The 14,858-nt window shown below is 67.6% G+C and carries 13 protein-coding genes; 9 read left to right on the top strand and 4 right to left on the bottom strand.

Annotation, left to right across the window (positions count from 1 at the left end; genetic code table 11):
• The first annotated feature begins 115 nt into the window (after window positions 1-115).
• The 6 genes from FPV16_RS25345 to FPV16_RS25320 all read left to right on the top strand — a co-directional run bounded on the left by FPV16_RS25345 (window position 116) and on the right by FPV16_RS25320 (window position 7,204).
• Window positions 116-1,069, top strand: a complete 954-nt coding sequence (locus FPV16_RS25345; RefSeq protein WP_227441284.1) for an ABC transporter permease — start codon at window positions 116-118, stop codon at window positions 1,067-1,069.
• Complete coding sequence (locus FPV16_RS25340; RefSeq protein ID WP_227441283.1) at window positions 1,069-1,998, top strand: ABC transporter permease; 930 nt, start codon at window positions 1,069-1,071, stop codon at window positions 1,996-1,998. The genes FPV16_RS25345 and FPV16_RS25340 overlap by 1 nt, the downstream gene beginning before the upstream one ends.
• A complete protein-coding gene (locus tag FPV16_RS25335; RefSeq protein ID WP_227441282.1) occupies window positions 1,995-3,053 on the top strand; it encodes an ABC transporter ATP-binding protein in 1,059 nt (352 codons plus the stop codon). Before FPV16_RS25340 ends, FPV16_RS25335 begins: the two co-directional genes overlap by 4 nt.
• A gap of 319 nt (window positions 3,054-3,372) precedes the next feature.
• Window positions 3,373-4,392: an ABC transporter ATP-binding protein gene (locus FPV16_RS25330; protein ID WP_227441281.1), complete on the top strand. Its 1,020-nt coding sequence runs from the start codon at window positions 3,373-3,375 to the stop codon at window positions 4,390-4,392.
• Between the two features lie 76 nt (window positions 4,393-4,468).
• On the top strand, window positions 4,469-5,725 hold the full coding sequence (locus FPV16_RS25325; RefSeq protein WP_227441280.1) for a Zn-dependent hydrolase: 1,257 nt from the start codon (window positions 4,469-4,471) through the stop codon (window positions 5,723-5,725).
• Window positions 5,726-6,112: 387 nt separating this feature from the next.
• On the top strand, window positions 6,113-7,204 hold the full coding sequence (locus tag FPV16_RS25320; protein ID WP_227441279.1) for a PAS domain-containing protein: 1,092 nt from the start codon (window positions 6,113-6,115) through the stop codon (window positions 7,202-7,204).
• Between the two features lie 12 nt (window positions 7,205-7,216).
• Here the strand turns inward: FPV16_RS25320 and FPV16_RS25315 are convergent, their stop codons facing one another.
• Together FPV16_RS25315 and FPV16_RS25310 are read right to left on the bottom strand one after the other, a co-directional pair.
• Complete coding sequence (locus FPV16_RS25315; RefSeq protein ID WP_227441278.1) at window positions 7,217-9,304, bottom strand: hypothetical protein; 2,088 nt, start codon at window positions 9,302-9,304, stop codon at window positions 7,217-7,219.
• A 312-nt stretch (window positions 9,305-9,616) separates the two neighbouring features.
• Complete coding sequence (locus FPV16_RS25310; RefSeq protein WP_227441277.1) at window positions 9,617-11,185, bottom strand: glycosyltransferase family 61 protein; 1,569 nt, start codon at window positions 11,183-11,185, stop codon at window positions 9,617-9,619.
• Between the two features lie 249 nt (window positions 11,186-11,434).
• Between FPV16_RS25310 and FPV16_RS25305 the strand changes: the two genes are divergently transcribed.
• Window positions 11,435-11,845: an EF-hand domain-containing protein gene (locus tag FPV16_RS25305; RefSeq protein ID WP_227441276.1), complete on the top strand. Its 411-nt coding sequence runs from the start codon at window positions 11,435-11,437 to the stop codon at window positions 11,843-11,845.
• A 508-nt stretch (window positions 11,846-12,353) separates the two neighbouring features.
• Window positions 12,354-12,587, top strand: coding sequence for a GcrA family cell cycle regulator (locus FPV16_RS25300; RefSeq protein ID WP_018043414.1), 234 nt, complete (start codon window positions 12,354-12,356; stop codon window positions 12,585-12,587).
• Between the two features lie 132 nt (window positions 12,588-12,719).
• On the opposite strand, the gene FPV16_RS25295 is transcribed toward FPV16_RS25300, so the two are convergent.
• Complete coding sequence (locus tag FPV16_RS25295) at window positions 12,720-13,376, bottom strand: hypothetical protein (RefSeq protein ID WP_227441275.1); 657 nt, start codon at window positions 13,374-13,376, stop codon at window positions 12,720-12,722.
• A gap of 343 nt (window positions 13,377-13,719) precedes the next feature.
• Here FPV16_RS25295 and FPV16_RS25290 point away from each other — a divergent pair, with 343 nt between their 5' ends.
• Window positions 13,720-14,256 carry a superoxide dismutase family protein gene (locus FPV16_RS25290; protein ID WP_227441274.1) on the top strand — a complete coding sequence of 179 codons (537 nt, stop codon included), beginning with the start codon at window positions 13,720-13,722 and terminating at the stop codon, window positions 14,254-14,256.
• 113 nt (window positions 14,257-14,369) lie between these two features.
• Here the strand turns inward: FPV16_RS25290 and FPV16_RS25285 are convergent.
• Window positions 14,370-14,858 (bottom strand): transketolase C-terminal domain-containing protein (locus FPV16_RS25285; protein WP_319802278.1); only part of this gene is annotated, 489 nt, incomplete at its 5' end.

Genomic DNA, 14,858 nt, shown 5'->3' with positions numbered 1-14,858 from the left:
GAGCAGGCGGGAGGGGGGGCGACCTCTCCGGATACGCCGCGCCCCTCTCCCGACCCTCGCTCACGCGAGGGCCGCCCTCCCCCGCAGAGGGGGGAGGGCCCCGAGGGACCGCGCCATGCTGAGCTTCATCCTCCAACGCCTCCTCACCGTCACCCCGGTGGCACTCGGGGTGAGCATCGTCTGCTTCCTGCTGGTGCACCTGGCCCCCGGCGATCCCCTCAGCGCCATCCTGCCGGTGGACGCCACCCAGGAGACGATCGACGCCATGCGGATCGCCTACGGCTACGACAAGCCGATGCCGGTCCAGTACGTCCTGTGGCTGTGGAAGGTGCTCCACGGCGATCTCGGCACGTCCATCGCCACCGGCAGGCCGGTGCTGAACGAAGTCGGACGCGCCGTCGTCAACAGCCTGATCCTCGCCTCCGTGGCGACCCTGATCGGCTTCACTTTCGGCTGCCTGTTCGGCTTCGTCGCCGGCTACTTCCGCGATTCCGTCCTCGACCGGGCGGCCTCCGCCATCTCGGTCTTCGGCGTGAGCGTGCCGCATTACTGGCTCGGCATGGTCCTGGTGATCGTGTTCTCGGCGCAGCTCGGCTGGCTGCCCTCCACCGGCGCCGGACCCGACGGGTCGGGCAACTGGAAGCCGGATCTCGAGCACCTGCGCTACATCATCCTGCCCGCCATCACGATGTCGGTGATCCCGATGGGCGTCATCGCCCGCACCGTCCGGGCGCTGGTGGGCGACATCCTCTCGCAGGATTTCGTCGGCGCGCTCAGGGCGAAAGGCCTCTCCGAGTTCGGCGTGTTCAAGCACGTGGTGAAGAACGCCGCCCCCACCGCTCTCGCGATCATGGGGCTGCAGCTCGGCTACCTGCTGGGCGGCTCGATCCTGATCGAGACGGTGTTCGCCTGGCCCGGCACCGGCTTCCTCCTCAACGCCGCGATCTTCCAGCGCGACCTGCCGCTGCTGCAGGGGGCCATCCTCGTCCTGGCGATGTTCTTCGTCGCCCTCAACCTCATCGTCGACGTCGTGCAGACGGCGCTCGACCCGCGCATCGAGAGGGGCTGATGGCACTTGGAACCAGTCCGGCCGTATCGGCCATCGACATCGCCGGGGGGGCGCCCCCACTCACCTCGACGCCGGAGGCCTTCGTCGCCTCGCGCGGCTTCTGGGGCAACGTGCTGGCCAAGCTCCTGCGCGATCCGGTGGCGATGACAGCGGCGTGTCTCATCCTCGCCATCGTCGCCGTCGCCCTGCTGGCCCCCTGGATCACGCCGATGGACCCCTATCGCGGCTCGATGGTGCGGCGGCTGAAGCCCGTGGGCGACGCCACCTACCTCCTCGGCTCGGACGAGCTCGGACGCGACATGCTGAGCCGCCTGATGCTGGGCGGACGCCTCTCGCTGTTCATCGGCGTCACGCCGGTGATCCTCGCCTTCCTCCTCGGCTCCAGCATCGGCATCCTCGCCGGCTACGTGGGCGGCTGGCTCAACACCGTGCTCATGCGCACGATCGACGTGTTCTTCGCCTTCCCCTCGGTGCTTCTGGCCATCGCCCTTTCCGGCGCCCTGGGGGCGGGCGTGTTCAACTCCATCGTCTCGCTGACCTGCGTGTTCACGCCCCAGATCGCCCGCGTGGCCGAGAGCGTGACGACGCAGATCCGCTCGCGCGACTATGTCGACGCCGCCCGCCTGTCCGGCGCCTCCACCGTGACGATCCTGCGCGCGCAGGTGCTCGGCAACGTGCTCGGGCCGATCTTCGTCTACTCCACCAGCCTCATCAGCGTGTCGATGATCCTGGCCTCGGGCCTCTCCTTCCTCGGCCTCGGCGTGAAGCCGCCGGAGCCGGAATGGGGCCTGATGCTCAACACCCTGCGTACCGCGATCTACGTGAACCCCATGGTCGCGGCACTGCCGGGCCTTGCCATCTTCATCGTCTCGATCTCGTTCAACCTGTTCTCGGACGGCCTGCGCTCGGCAATGGAAGTGAAGTCATGAGCACGCCCATCGCGTCGAGCCCGCTCTCCTCCCGCGACCGGGGCGGGCCGGGCCAGCCGCTCCTCACCGTGGAGGGGCTGGTGAAGCACTTCCCGGTCAAGAAGGGGATCGGCGGAAAGAAGGCCGTCGTGCGCGCCGTGGACGGCGTCGATTTCGACATCAAGAAGGGCGAGACCCTGGGGGTCGTCGGCGAATCCGGCTGCGGCAAGTCCAGCACCGCACGTCTCATCATGGGCCTGACCCAGCACGACCAGGGCGAGATGCTGTTCGACGGCGAGCGCATCGGCAGCCGGGCGCTGCCCCTTCGCGAGTTCCGCGCCCAGGCGCAGATGGTGTTCCAGGACAGCTACTCGTCGCTGAACCCGCGCATGACCATAGAGGGGTCCATCGCCTTCGGGCCTCGGGTCCACGGGGTGCCCAAGCGCCAGGCCATCGAGCGGGCGCGCAGCCTGCTCGCCCGCGTCGGCCTGGAACCGGCGCGTTTCGCCGCCCGCTACCCGCACGAACTCTCCGGCGGCCAGCGCCAGCGCGTGAACATCGCCCGCGCATTGGCGCTGGAGCCGCGCCTCGTGGTCCTCGACGAGGCGGTCTCGGCCCTCGACAAGTCGGTGGAGGCGCAGGTGCTTAACCTGCTGATGGATCTCAAGCAGGAATTCGACCTCACCTACCTGTTCATCAGCCACGACCTCAACGTCGTCCGCTTCATCTGCGACCGGGTGGCGGTGATGTATCTCGGCCAGGTGGTGGAGATCGGCCCGGCCGACACCGTGCTGGCCGACCCCGCCCATCCCTATACCAGGGCGCTCCTGTCCTCGATGCCGTCCATGGACCCGGACAACCGCACCAGCGTGGCGCCGCTGGCCGGAGACCCGCCCAACCCCATCGACCCGCCGCCGGGATGCCGGTTCAACCCGCGCTGCAGCCTCGTGGAGGCTATCTGCCGGAGCCGTGTTCCGCCCCTCGCCCCGGTCGACCCCGTCCACCGCGTCGCCTGCCTCGCGCGCCAGCCCGGCTCCGGCCATTCGGCGGCGCCCGCCCTGTCGGTGGCCGCATGAGCACGGTTCTTCGCCACAGCCGCTTTTCCGGGCCCGGCGCAGGCTCCCTCTCGTGCGAGGCTCGGGGATTCACACATGCGCTCGACAGGCGTTCCCTCGATCCAAGAAGGTTCGACATGAGGCGCGACCGTCTCCCTCTCCTGGAAGGAGAGGGTTGGGGTGAGGTGTGGTCCATCTCCGAAAAGGCCACACACCTCACCCCGTCCCTCTCCTTCCAGAAGAGGGGACCCGAGCGGCCCGCGAGGTGTGTGAACATCGTAGCCTGCACGGAGGGGAACACGAGCCCGTCGCGGCACTCGACGGGGCGAGGAGACTTCCGATGAGTCGCAGCCTGACAGAACCTGCCGTCGCCATCCAGGGGCTAAAGGTCACCTTCGGCGGCAGGGTCCGTGCCGTGGATGGGGTCGATCTCACCCTCGGCCGCGGTCAGGCCATCGCCCTCATCGGCGAGTCGGGCTCGGGCAAGAGTGTGACCCTGCGGGCGATCATGCGCCTCAACCCCGAGCGCAAATCGGCGATCGAGGGCCGCATCCTCGTCTCCGGCCGCGACGTGATGGCGATGGGCAGGCGCGAGCTGACGGCGTTGCGCGGCCGCGAAGTGGCGATGATCTTCCAGGAACCGCTGCTCGCCCTCGACCCGGTCTATACGGTGGGCCGCCAGATCATCGAGGCGATCCGCCAGCACGAGGGGATCGGCGCGGCCGAGGCGCGCGCCCGCGCGCTGCAGCAATTTGAACGGGTCCGCATCCCGAGCCCGGAGCGGCGCCTCGACGCCTATCCGCACGAGATGTCGGGGGGCATGCGCCAGCGCGCGATGATCGCCCTCGCGCTCGCCTGCAACCCGAAGGTCCTGCTCGCCGACGAACCCACCACGGCCCTCGATGCCACGGTGCAGATCCAGATCCTGCTGCTCCTGCGCGATCTCCAGGCGGAGCTCGGGCTCTCCACCCTCTTCGTCACCCACGATCTCGGTGCCGCCGTCGAGGTCGCCGACCGGATCGCGGTGATGTATGCCGGCCGCATCGTGGAGGAGGGCACCGCCCGGCAGGTGGTGCTGAACCCGCATCATCCCTACACGATCGGCCTGCTGCGCAGCCGCGCCGACGGGGCGCTCGCCAAGGGCTCCCGCTTGCAGACCATTCCGGGAAGCCCGCCCGACCTCGCCAATCGCCCGCCGGGCTGCCCCTTCGCGCCCCGCTGCTTCCTCGCCGAGGATCGCTGCCGCGTGGGCGACCCGCCGGTGGTGGAAGCCGGACCGGGACATCGCGCCGCCTGCTGGAAGACCGACGAGGCGGCGCAGAGTTTCCGGGCCCAGCGGGCGGAGATGGTGGAGGCGTAGCATCCCCAGGATGAGGGTGAGGGGTGGAGAACCGACCCCATTCCCAAAAGACCAACCCGAGACAACGGACACGCATATGAGCACGACCCACAATCTCCGCGTCGACGGCGCGCGCCTGTGGTCCACCATCATGGAGACGGCCCGGTTCGGCGGGACCCCGGCCGGCGGAATCAACCGGCTGACCCTGTCGCAGGAGGATGGCCAGGTCCGGGACTGGTTCCGGGATGCCTGCGAGGCGGCAGGGCTGGAGGTGCGCGTCGATGCGCTGGGCACCCAGTTCGCCCTGCGGCGCGGGCGCGACATGATGCGCCTGCCCGTCGCCTGCGGCTCGCATCTTGATACCCAGCCGACGGGGGGCAAGTTCGACGGCATCCTCGGCACCCTGGCGGGGCTGGAGGTCATGCGCGCCCTCAACGATGCCGGCATTGAGACCGAGGCGCCCCTGCTTCTGGTCAACTGGACCAACGAGGAAGGCTCGCGCTACGCGCCTGCCATGATGGCGTCTGCCGCCTATGCCGGGGAGTTCACGGTGGAGGACATCCATTCCCGGCGCGATGCCGCCGGCATCGCGGTGAAGCAGGCGCTTGAGGCCATCGGCTATCTCGGGGACGAGCCGGTGGGCGAGCGCAGGATCGGCGCTTTCGTGGAACTGCATATCGAGCAGGGGCCGATCCTGGAGGCCGAGGAGACCACCATCGGCGTGGTCGAGGGCGGGCAGGGGATCGCCTGGTTCGACGGCGTGGTGACGGGCTTCGAGAGCCATGCCGGCACGACGCCGATGCCGCGCCGGCGCGACGCCCTCACCGGCCTCGCCGAGATCGCGCTGGCCGTCGAGCGGATCGCCCATGCCCACGGCCCCACCGCGGTGGCGACGATCGGCGAGGCGGTGATCGGCGCGCCGTCGCGCAACGTCATCCCCGGCCGCATCCGCTTCACCCTCGATGTGCGCGACCCGAAAGCCGAGACCCTCGACGCGGTCGAGAGCGAGTTGCGGGAGGAACTCGGCGCCATCGCCGGCCGGCGCGGCCTCGAGATCGCGTTGACCCGGATCTGGCGCAAGGAGCCGGTGCCCTTCGATGCCGGGGTGGTGGGCGCCGTCGAGGCGGCGACCAGGGGATTGGGCCTCAGCCATCGCCGGATGGTCTCGGGCGCCGGCCACGATGCCTGCAACATCGCCGCGCTCGCCCCGACGGCCATGATCTTCGTGCCCTGCCGCGACGGGATCAGCCACAACGAGGCGGAATCGGCGACGCAGGGCGATTGCACCGCCGGCGCCGACGTCCTGCTCCAGACCCTTCTCACCCTCGCCAACGCACCGGCTCAGGCCGGTTGAGCGCGAAGCCTTGCGGCGAAGCGAAGCCGACCCTGCATCGCTCCTGCACGTCTACCGCGAGACCACCGCGAAGCCCCCGTCGGTTCCCGTCAGCGGCACGCGACATGCGAGTTCGCCCGCACAGAAGGGGGCGTTCGCGCCGGTCCCGCGATGGGTGCGGCCCCGGCAGGCTTCCGAAGGAGAGCCGGGATGGCGGGAGAAGATGCATGACGTCGCCAATCCATGGAGTGGCGACGGGACCCCGCAATGCAACCGCCGAAATCATTCTCCCTTCGCCACACGACGGGTTGTGCGACAGGAGAAAAACACGCAACGACATAGTGTTTCGGAACATCCTGGCATGAAATCGTTCATGTCAGGCGGCACGTTGGCCGAGGAGAAAGAACCATGCCGCCACGGTCGCCGATGGATCCATCCGGACGGTCGGATGGCGCATCGCGCCGGTTGCCCTCCCGTCGCCTCCTGAAGCTCATGGAACACGCCACGGATGTCGGCTTCTGGTCGGCGGACCTCGAAGAGCTCGACATCTACGGGTCGATCGGCCTCCATCGGGTTCTCGGCCTTCCCCCCTCGGTCGCCCTGAGCTTCGGCGTCGTGGAGGCCATGATGCATCCCGACGACCGTGCCGCGCATACGGATATGCTGACCCTGCTGCGCGGGGGCCAGCCGCTCAGGCGCGAGTTCCGCATCATCCGGCCGGACCAGACGCTGCGCTGGATCGCCAGCCACGCCGAGGTGGTGCTCGGCCCCGGCAACCGCCCGAGCCAGGCGATCGGCGTCGTCGAGGACGTGACCGACCGCTACGATGCAAAGCATTCCACCAAACAGGGGCCCGATCGCTTCAAGGCCCTGCTCTCGGCCACGGCCGCGGTGGTCTGGATCGTCAGCCCCGATGGGAAGTCGATCGACATGCCGCTCTGGGAAGAGCTCACCGGGCAGCGCCACGAGCAGTTCCAGGGCCTCGGCTGGATCGACGTCCTGCATTCCGACGACAGGGAACGCACGAACTTCGCCTGGCGCACGGCCCTCAGCCACGACACGGCCTACAACACCGATTACAGAATCCTCTGCGTCGATGGGGTCTATCGCTGGTTCAACGCCCGTGGCGTGCCGATCATGAACCGGGACGGTTCGGTGAAGGAATGGGTCGGCGTGTGCCTGAGCGTTCCCGGACAGAGCCGCTTTCAGGCGGCCTCGTCGAGCACGGACGCCCGCGGGCCCGCCACCGATATCGGCCGCAGCGTCGGGGATCTGACGTCGGCACAGGTCCGGGCGGCGCGCGGGATGACCGGCCTGTCGAAGGACGAGTTGGCGCGGCGGGCGAGCGTATCGGTCTCCACGATCGTGCGGATCGAGGATCCGGACGCGACCATCCGCCCGCGACGCGACACGGTCCAGGCGGTGCGTCAGGTTCTCGAACAGGCTGGCGTCGTCTTCACCTTCGATCCGGGGCACAAGCCCGGTGTGCGGGAGGCGTGAGGCCGCCTCCGCTCACACGCTCGCGTTGCTGGTAGCGGGCTGCTTGAACCGCTCCTTCATCCGCTTGCCGAGGTCAGCCTTGCGCGCATTCAGGGCGAGACGGATCGTGCGGTCGATCTCGGCCGGGGAGACCTCGTAGATCTGGGCCGCCAATGCCATCAGGCGCTCGTCGTCGGAGAAGGTGAGTTCGCAGCGATAGAGCAAGATCAGCACGCGTCCGTTGCGGGGATCGACCTGAAGCCCCCGTGACAAGACCTGAGCCCCCTCGCTGGCGGCGCCATAGCGGAAAAGCCGATCGCCCGCTTCCAGCACCAGGCCGAGATCCGCGCCGGCCACATGGGCGACGGCCCGCCACGCCGCCAGGATGGATTCCTCGTCGCCCGTGGGCTCGAGTGCCTTGGCGGCCATCCGGCGAATCCGGCCCTGACCGTTGGTCATCAGGGCGGAGACGTAATAGCTGAGCCGCTCCTCGCTCTTTTCCTCCTCGGCGAGACGACCCAGGGTCTTCCAGGGATCCTCCAGCTCGGCATCCGCCGCCTGGCACGCGCGCAGGATCAGTTCCCCGCCGCGCTCGCGGTCTCCCTTGATGAGGGCGATCTCACCGAGAAGCCAGATGGCGGTCGCGCTGTCCGCCTCCCGCCGGATCTCGGCCTCGGCGATCTCGGCCAAGGCGGCGACATCCTGCAGTTTCAAGGCGCGTCGGATACGAACCGGAAGGGGTTCCTCGGTCACGGAATCGAGCAGGGCGGACGAGCTGCCATCCTCGATCGCCTTCACCTCCGGACGACGCGCGCGCTGGGCGAGGCGCACGGCCCGTTCGGCCTCCTCCGGGTAAAGCCGCACGATGAGAGCCGCCAACTCGGCCAGCCGCTCGTTGTCGGAGAAGAGCAACTCACTGCGGTAGAGCATCACCAGGAGGCGGCCATTCGTCGGATCGGCCGCATAGGCGGCCTCGAAGATCCGGGCCGAATCCTCCCCCGCACCCGCGCGGAGCAGGCGGTCGCCGGCCTCGATCAGGACGCTCACATCCGTCCGGGCCGCGCCCGCGACCCGGCGCCATGCTTCGACGGCCGCCTCATCGGTGCCGGTCTGCTCGATGATCTTGGCGGCCATCCGCATGATCCGGCCCTGGCCGTTGGTGATCAGCACGCTGGCCAGGAGCTTGAGCCTCTCCTCGTCCTGCTCGTCTTCGGCGACACGCGCCAGTGCCTTCCACGGCTCTTCGAAAAAGGGGTTGGCCTGACAGGCGCGAATGATCAGGTCGATCCCGCGTCGACGGTCTCCCCGCGCCAGCGCGAGTTCCCCATACAGCCAGATCGCCGTGGGGCTATCGGGATCGTCCTGCATCTCGGACGTGGCGATGGCGGTGACCATCGGCCAATCCTCGAGCTTCAGGGCGCGACGGATCCGCGCCAGCAAGGTCTCGGTGGCATCGACGTCGGGCTTGTTGAGGTCGACCAGCCTCATGTATTCGTGGATAGCCCGCTGGGCATTGGTATAGAGGGCGATCTTGTCGGCCTGGACCACACCGACGACGTCGCAGAATTCCCGCACCAGGGCGATGTTCGACGAAATGACGATGAAGCCGCTCATGGCCGAGCGTTGCTTGATCACGCTGGTGAAACGGTCGGTGAACTCGGCCGTCGGCGGAAGAATGTCACCGTCGACGAAGTAAGTCTCGTAGGGCAACCCGTAGGACAGGGCATACCGAAACGCCACGGCGATATCGGCGGGCACGAGCTTGTAGGGCACGTCCATGAACGCATCGATATTGGCCACGAACGCGACGAACTTGATCAGGCTCGTCGGATCGATGCGGTGCATCTTGGCCGCGAACACGCAGTTCCGTCTCAGAGTGTGAAGCGGCACGATGCCGGCCATGCGACCGACGGGACTGGAGATGTCCGCCTCGCGCCGCACCTTGCCGATGGCGGGCTGCCGCACTCCCATGATGAGGTCGCTGAAAGCACGGCGCTCGATCTTCGAGGCGCAGAGGATGCCGACGCGACGGTTCGTCGGGATGACCCCCGTGAGGCCGCACAGGACCGCATGCGACCGCGACTGGAGCGACCGGACCCAGACGTTCTCCAAGATCAGCATGAACCATCTCGTCCGGAGATCGGCGGACAGCCTCTCACTGCGCGTGTTCCCGGTCGAGCGCCCAATCCCGATCTCCCAACCCGAAATCTAATGCCGCGTCACGCAAGGACGCAACAGCCCGCATCGATACATCGCGCCTCGACAAAGGCTTAGCCGAACGCTTCGACCCGGCAGACCGAGCCCGGCCCCCAGGCCGGTGCCGGGTGTCTCTCATGAACGAAGCCCTTGCTGCAACGACATGGCCGGAATGAGGGCGTCCATTCGTCGGCACGTGTCCAACAATCGCGTGATCCGCTGCCGGACAGGGGCCCTTTACCCCATCCGGGACCGGTCGCCAGCATCCTCCACGCCAACGTGAGCGCCCGCATCACCCGGCCACTCATCGAGATGATCGAGGAAGGCCGGAGCATCCACGGCCCAACTGTCCATGGCGCCGTGGTGAGGTTCCAGCCAAGCCCGATAGCGGTGTCCCATCACGAGGCTGAGCCGGGCATAGTTCAGACGCAGGAAGTAGGTCCCGTCCTGGACCGGCACGATCTCGGTAATATGGGTTCCGGGCTGCGAAAAGACGATATGCGCCAACCCTGCTCCATGAGGAGCGACGATGCGCTTCGCCGACGCGACGATGAAGACCTGCTGCCAGAGGGGCATGGCTCCGAGGGCGACGCCCGCATAGCCCCGCGCCGTGATCTGCGCCTCGAGTTCGGCCTCGTTCCTCATGACCCGCCGGCTCGAATCGCGGCGCGAGATGTAGATCGCATCGCCGGCGCTCACCTTCTCCCGCGCGGCGATGGCCCGGGCGGACTGCTTCACCCGCTCGATGACGGGTGCCACCTGGTCCCAATAGCTGAACCCCTGCATGCCGCTGCGGGCGATCAGCAGGCGCTGGACGAAGACCGCGTCGCCGACATCCACCACCCTCTGGGGCAGGCCGGCCAGACGCAGCGTCTCCTTCTCGAAGGAGGGGGCCTCGTCGCTGAGGAGGATCGCCGCATCCGGCGCCCCGTCCTCCAGCATCCAGGCGAAGAGCGGCAGGCGATCCACCAGCCAGTGATAGATGCCGCGCGTGCTCTTGATGGCGAAGAAGCCCGTCGCGATGCCGGGCGCCTCCGCGCGCGACAGGCGGGAGATGGGCGTTCCCTTCGAGACGATGACGCGGCCGTCCTCCTTCCAGATCTGGCCGTTCCGGTCCACGAACACCTCCCGGTGCTCGATGATCTCGGGCGGCTTCGCCCGGGCGGCCTTGTTCCGAAAGCTCTCGATGTCCGCGGCGACCTTGACGGCATGACGCGGCGGAGTGCGCTCGCTCGACCGGATCTCGACGGTCCCTTGAGCCCGCCGCCCGGAGCCGGAGAACGGAAATCGAACCGTCGTGGCCGCGGCCTTGGCAACGCCCGCCGCTGCGGCGGCTCCAGCGGGGACGGCCTTCGCCATGACCGCCTTGATCTCCGACCGGAGGGCGGCATCCTTGGTATGGGGGAGGAACGATTTCGCCTGATGGGCGAATTTTGCCTCGGCCATCACTGCCGCATCGGCGGTGAAGACCGCCCATGCGGCAGCCGCTTCGCCGAGCATCAGGAACCTCTGGCTCACCGCATACCGATCCCGCGGTGACCATCGCGCGCCCAGGCACTGGTTTTCGGCCCAGGCCAGGGCCTCCACGTCGCGCATCTCGCCGGCGGCGCGGATGAACATGCCCATCATCGACGGGCTCTTCTTCAGTCGCTCGCCATCACGGGCCCGTGCCAGGATCGTCGGCCAATCGCCTCGCTCGAAGGCCGTTTCGAAGTGCCGGTACTTGAATCCCGTGCCCCTGAAGACGGACCAACGCCAGACGTGCCTCAGAAGACGACGGCCGGTTTCCATGACGGGCTGAAACATAGTGATGGATCATGTCCTTCGTTGCTTCCCATGACATCGCTCCTTCATGGAGGAGGCGGGAAAAACCAATCCGTCGTCAGCGGGATGTGTCGTGTGCACGTACCGTTTGGGGCTCCGAGTCGCCGGTATCGGAGGGTCTGTCATCCACAGAGGACCCTAAGACGGGCCGCTGCCCTGCAGTAGAGTATCTTCGCATCTGCAAAAGCGTGTGATAGTTCCACAACGCTGACGCAACTAGGAGATTTACGCATGTTCAACCGGTCAAAACTCCCCCTTTTCCTTGCCATCGCCGCCCTGGCCGTTCCCTTCGCCGTCGCCACTCCGGCCTCCGCCAAGGGCAACAAGATCATCTCCATGATCGACACCGACAATGACGGCACGATCGACCTGAAAGAAGTCCAGGCCGTCGCCAGCGCCAAGTTCGACGCCCTCGAAGGCGACAAGGACGGCACCCTCGACGCCAAGGAGCTCAAGGGCCGCGGCGGCAAGAAGGTGATCGCGGAAGCCGATCCGGACAAGGACGGCACCCTCGACAAGAAAGAGTACCTCGCTCTGGTCGAGTCCCGCTTCAAGGCCGCCGATCCGGACAAGGACGGCACCCTCGATGCCGCCGAGCTGAAGACCCCGGCCGGCAAGGCCCTGGTCAAGCTGATCAAGTAAGCCGTCGCGGGCCGCGCCCGCCGCAAGCGGGCCGGACCACGGTTTCGACAGAAGACCAGACCCCATGCGCCGGCCGGCGCATGGGGTCTTTTGTCGTCTCGGACGAGAGCGGGGTTTCGCGAGGCGCGTGACGGCTATTGCAAGCCGCGAATCACTGCGCGGCGTCGACGGGCGACGGATGATTCGGGCGGTCGGCATTGTCTAAAAAGAAAGGGATTCGGCGCTAGAAGCGGCGAAATCGACCTCGAACCACGCCAAAAGACGCCAGATTCTGTGCGCTGCAGCACGTTGATGCGTCGAGACTTGTTTAAGGGCGAAAGATCCCTAGATACAGTAACATCATGACAGCGTCGTATCGTGGCTTCCTATGAAGTCACGGGGCGGACCGGAAGCGACCGAGGCATCGTCATGCCTCGTGGCGGAAGGACCGTCCGTACGGCGAATTTCAATCCACGGTCCCACCGGGCGTGCGCCCGCCAGAGACGCAGATCCTGCGAGTACGTTTTACATGAATCAACTCGTTCGCCTGTCACAGATCGGCGATGCTGACGCCATTGCCGAACCGTCGGCCGAACTGCGCGTCCCCTTCGCACAGTCGGGTGCCTTCGTCTGCAAGTTCATCATCGGCGAGCCGAACGATCGCGCGGTCTGTTGCGGTGCGCCTGCGCCGGACGGCAAGAGCTGGTGCGCGTTTCACCGCCGCATCGTGTTCGAGCCGGCACGCCCCGGCCGCCTTCGCTAACGCGGACTCCGTTTCACCCGCAATCACGGAATGCCTCGCCGGCTCTCACCTGCGAGGTTTTTTTGCATGAGCGGAGTCAGTCATGCGGAAGCCCGTTCCAGGCCCATCGACGGCAAAGCCCGACACGCACGATCAGTCTTCGGGATCGCCCCGATCCTCGGACTCGCGAAGGGTCTCGAATGAGCGGCCGCGCATGGTACGGGGATCATCGGTGCGGACGACGAGATACCCGGCCTCGCGGGCCTGCCGCAGGCGCGCCGCCTGATAGTCCCGGCCCCCGTCATCCCGGCGGCGATAAATCGGGCCCTCTTCCGAGAGATAGCCGTAGCGATAGCCGGGAGTGTCCTCGTAATTCGGCTGAAACGCACGGACGGTCCAGGCTCCGTCTCTCGCCATCCGACTGGCGGGTGCCCTGACAGCGACGGGACGGATGCTCTCGCGTCCGGCTGGGACCGTGCGTCGGGCGACTTTCTGGGCGGGCGCTTTCCGGCTCGCATGCCGGCTGGCCGTGGAAGGCCGGGGGCCGGTAGCCGCGTCACGGCGGTTTCGCGGCGCCTTCCCGACACGGGCCGTCGCGTCAGCCTTCCGGACATCCTCCGGCTTGGCGTCCTCGCGCCCTGCTGCAGGCGAGGGGGCGGTCTTCCGATCGGGCGGATCGGTCCAAGCCGGGCCGGCGGGGGCGGGCGTCGCGTCCTGGGCGAAAACGGGATCGATCATCGGCATGGCGCAGAGCGCCGACAGGGCGAGCGCTGCAATGATGGCCGAAAACCGATGAGGACGCATTGGCATCGACTTTCTCCAGGCTGGTGCCGAGAGATCGGACGCATATCGGCGTTCCACCTCCGCACGCGCCGCCCGGCAATCGCTGTCGGACCGACATTGCAGCTTAACGAAAGCTTACGATGGCGTCCACGATGCTATGTTAACCGGCATTCCGTTTGGGTGGATGCCCCGTGGGGATGCCCTGCATCGGCGCCTGGATGCGGTTGCCGTCCGGGCTCGGCCGACACACATGGCATTCGATCCGACCGCGACGACAGCCTTGCCCGGGCCACCGTCGTCGGACACGGTCGCGGCCGGGATTTTCCTTGCAGAGCTCCACAATCGCCCCGGCGTGGAGAGGAGAAACGCCATGAGACGATTCCTGTCGGTCCTCGCCCTGGTGGGCGGCGTCGCGCCCGCCCTCGCGCAGGCACCTGCGCCGGCGGCGAATGCCGCGCCGCAGACCTACGAGAGCAAGGTCGTCAACACGAAGGGCGAACCGATCGGAACGGTCACCATCCGTGATGGAGCGAGCGCCCTGGTCCTGCGCCTGGCGATCCAGCCCGGCGGGTTGCCTCCCGGCTGGCACGGCATCCATTTCCACGCCGTGGCCGATTGCTCGGACATGGAGAAGTTCGAGAAGTCGAAGGCTCACGTGAATCACGACCAGAGCAAGCATGGCCTGCTCAACCCGGAAGGGCCGGACGAGGGTGACCTGCCCAACGTCTATGCCAATGCCGATGGCTCGGTGAATGCGGAAGTGTCGAGCGAGACGCCGCTCACGGGCGAGGGCGGGCTGAAGGATGCCGACGGCTCGGCCTTCATCATCCACGCCAACGAGGACGACCATACCAGCCAGCCCATCGGCGGGGCGGGCCCCCGCCTCGCCTGCTCGGTCATCAAGTAGCCAGGCGTCGCATCCTCGGCGCAAGGCCGCCGGAGGATGCGCATGCCTCGAACGGCATCACGGCCGCCGCAGAAGCGGAGCCGTGATGCCGGGTTGTCATGGGTATCGGCCGGTCAGCGCTGACCCTTGCCGATGCTCACGAGCTTGGCGCCGCTGCGGGCCTTCTGCTCGGGCAGGGCGGCCTTGACGGTCCTGACGATGCCGTCGGCGTCGAGGCCGGCCTCGGCGTACATCGCCTCCGGGCTGTTGTGGTCCTGGTAGGTGTCCGGCAGCGTCAGCGTCCTCACCCGCACCCGGCCCGTGTCGAGGGCGCCCTTCTCCGACAGGAGATGCAGCACCATTGCGCCGAAGCCGCCGACCGACCCCTCTTCCAGGGTGACCAGAACCTCGTGGCTCGCCGCCAGATCGAGGATCATCGCCTCGTCGAGCGGCTTGGCGAAGCGCGCATCCGCCACGCTCACGGCGATCCCGGCGCTCTCGAGCAGGTCGGCCGCCTTCAGCGCCTCCGACAGGCGCGTGCCGAGACAGAGCAGCGCCACCCGCGCATTCTCGGGGCGCTTGACGATCCGGCCCTTGCCGATGGGCAGGGCCTCGCCGCGCTC

Origin of the sequence: Methylobacterium sp. W2, from assembly GCF_020662345.1 — a bacterium.
GTDB lineage: Bacteria > Pseudomonadota > Alphaproteobacteria > Rhizobiales > Beijerinckiaceae > Methylobacterium.
The sequence above is the reverse complement of the archived record's forward strand: the minus strand, read 5'-3'. Positions and strand labels throughout refer to the sequence as shown.

Bases quoted from the DNA above. Each gene is read 5' to 3' on its own strand.
- FPV16_RS25330 (WP_227441281.1), top strand. From the start codon at position 3,373: ATGAGTCGCAGCCTGACAGAACCTGCCGTCGCCATCCAGGGGCTAAAG.
- FPV16_RS25305 (WP_227441276.1), top strand. From the start codon at position 11,435: ATGTTCAACCGGTCAAAACTCCCCCTTTTCCTTGCCATCGCCGCCCTG.
- FPV16_RS25310 (WP_227441277.1), bottom strand. From the start codon at position 11,185: ATGTTTCAGCCCGTCATGGAAACCGGCCGTCGTCTTCTGAGGCACGTC.
- FPV16_RS25295 (WP_227441275.1), bottom strand. From the start codon at position 13,376: ATGCCAATGCGTCCTCATCGGTTTTCGGCCATCATTGCAGCGCTCGCC.
- FPV16_RS25335 (WP_227441282.1), top strand. From the start codon at position 1,995: ATGAGCACGCCCATCGCGTCGAGCCCGCTCTCCTCCCGCGACCGGGGC.
- FPV16_RS25290 (WP_227441274.1), top strand. From the start codon at position 13,720: ATGAGACGATTCCTGTCGGTCCTCGCCCTGGTGGGCGGCGTCGCGCCC.
- FPV16_RS25320 (WP_227441279.1), top strand. From the start codon at position 6,113: ATGCCGCCACGGTCGCCGATGGATCCATCCGGACGGTCGGATGGCGCA.
- FPV16_RS25340 (WP_227441283.1), top strand. From the start codon at position 1,069: ATGGCACTTGGAACCAGTCCGGCCGTATCGGCCATCGACATCGCCGGG.
- FPV16_RS25315 (WP_227441278.1), bottom strand. From the start codon at position 9,304: ATGCTGATCTTGGAGAACGTCTGGGTCCGGTCGCTCCAGTCGCGGTCG.
- FPV16_RS25345 (WP_227441284.1), top strand. From the start codon at position 116: ATGCTGAGCTTCATCCTCCAACGCCTCCTCACCGTCACCCCGGTGGCA.
- FPV16_RS25300 (WP_018043414.1), top strand. From the start codon at position 12,354: ATGAATCAACTCGTTCGCCTGTCACAGATCGGCGATGCTGACGCCATT.
- FPV16_RS25325 (WP_227441280.1), top strand. From the start codon at position 4,469: ATGAGCACGACCCACAATCTCCGCGTCGACGGCGCGCGCCTGTGGTCC.